Genomic DNA, 1,450 nt, shown 5'->3' with positions numbered 1-1,450 from the left:
TGTTTGGAATGATCCCGTTAACTTTGCAGATCCTACAGGGATGATATAACGAAAGATAATTATCAAAAACTTGGGTATGATGGTTATTCGGATGGCAAAACCAATAATGTATACAAATCAGACACAGGATCCTTTGTCACATTACGTGAAAATGGAAATTGGTCAAAAGATTTACAATCACAACCATTTCTTACATTACCTCCTGCGCAAGCATGGCCTGATATATATAAAAATGCAGGAACAGAAGCTTCAACTATAAGTTCTCCTAGTCCTGCTCGTGGAAAAAGCAAATTTGATTATGTAATGGTCGATGCTAATCCACTTATGAGAGGGATATCTAAAAGAATTTGTATTCCATGTGGTACTATTGCTGGCATAATTGAATTTGCTACAGAAATACAACGATTAACCAATAATAGTAATATTCATAATGCAACAATAAATTCGAGGCACTATTTAGACTCAAATTCTATAGCAAAAGGAAAAACAATGCCATCCACAGTTGCTCCCAAGGAGTTGTTAGCAGTCGATTTGGCAGCATATAATTCCGGAGCATATACAATATCAGGAAATAATATTATAATAAATAATAGAATATATGGTGTTAAGAATGAGGGTAATACATTATTTCCAAGAAGTGGAGGTGCTCCAGAGTTTATTGATTTAACACAAGGACAAATTAAAGCTATCCAATTAATGAAAAAAGTACCTGCAGAAAGATTAAATCAAGTATTAAAAGGTGCAGGTATTTCCTCACGAGATATTAATTTTGCAAAAGATTTTATAAAAAAATACTAAAGAAATGAATAATTATATTTGTTATTTAAAAGGTGTAAAACAAGATAAGCTCATAATTAATTTACTTGCCAAAATATTTCGATGTAATAAAGAAACTATTACGGATTTATTAGAAAATGAAACGACACAAATTAAATTTGAGAATAGAGTATTAGATAATGTCTCAGAATTTCAGACGGAGCTAAATGTTTATATTGATGGTGATATCAAGACTGTTTTTCTAAATAATCTTTTATTTGGTATTGAAATTTCAAAACATTTAGGTGAAGAAGTTATTGTAAATAGTAATTTTAATGATCCTTATCAATGGATTTTAATTAAAAATGATTTATTTTTTTTAGTCGATGAAATTGATAATGACACGTATGGTATTTCTATAAAAGAATCCAGCAAGACAAAAATGTCTTATAAAGATTTAATACGCGATAGTAGTTGATTTATCGTTTTTAAGTCAAATAATTAATGTTTGTTATAGTGATTATTATTCCTTTACTGCCACATGAATCCTTTCGTGTGGTAGTTTGTATAGACTCAGTTTTTGGCAGATGAATGTATGGTTGGCTATACTCCTCCAGAAATTCTTGAATATGAAATGTACTGGATTCATCCTGACCATTTCAGTGGAGCTTCTATATTGGTAAGCAGCACAGGG

At 30.6% G+C, this 1,450-nt stretch carries 2 protein-coding genes; both read left to right on the top strand.

What is annotated here, in order from left to right; all coding sequences use genetic code 11:
* Positions 1-303 precede the first annotated feature (303 nt).
* The gene (locus OF897_RS21510) at positions 304-798 is read left to right on the top strand and encodes a hypothetical protein (RefSeq protein ID WP_267267715.1); all 495 of its coding nucleotides are present in this window, start codon (positions 304-306) and stop codon (positions 796-798) included.
* A gap of 4 nt (positions 799-802) precedes the next feature.
* On the top strand, positions 803-1,234 hold the full coding sequence (locus OF897_RS21505) for a hypothetical protein (protein ID WP_267267714.1): 432 nt from the start codon (positions 803-805) through the stop codon (positions 1,232-1,234).
* Positions 1,235-1,450 lie beyond the last annotated feature (216 nt).

This window comes from Chryseobacterium formosum, assembly GCF_026460885.1.
In the GTDB taxonomy this organism is placed as follows: domain Bacteria; phylum Bacteroidota; class Bacteroidia; order Flavobacteriales; family Weeksellaceae; genus Chryseobacterium; species Chryseobacterium formosus.
The sequence above is the reverse complement of the archived record's forward strand: the minus strand, read 5'-3'. Positions and strand labels throughout refer to the sequence as shown.

What these genes read in the sequence shown, in the direction of transcription:
- OF897_RS21510 (WP_267267715.1), top strand. Translation starts at nt 304, where the DNA reads ATGGTCGATGCTAATCCACTTATGAGAGGGATATCTAAAAGAATTTGT.
- OF897_RS21505 (WP_267267714.1), top strand. Translation starts at nt 803, where the DNA reads ATGAATAATTATATTTGTTATTTAAAAGGTGTAAAACAAGATAAGCTC.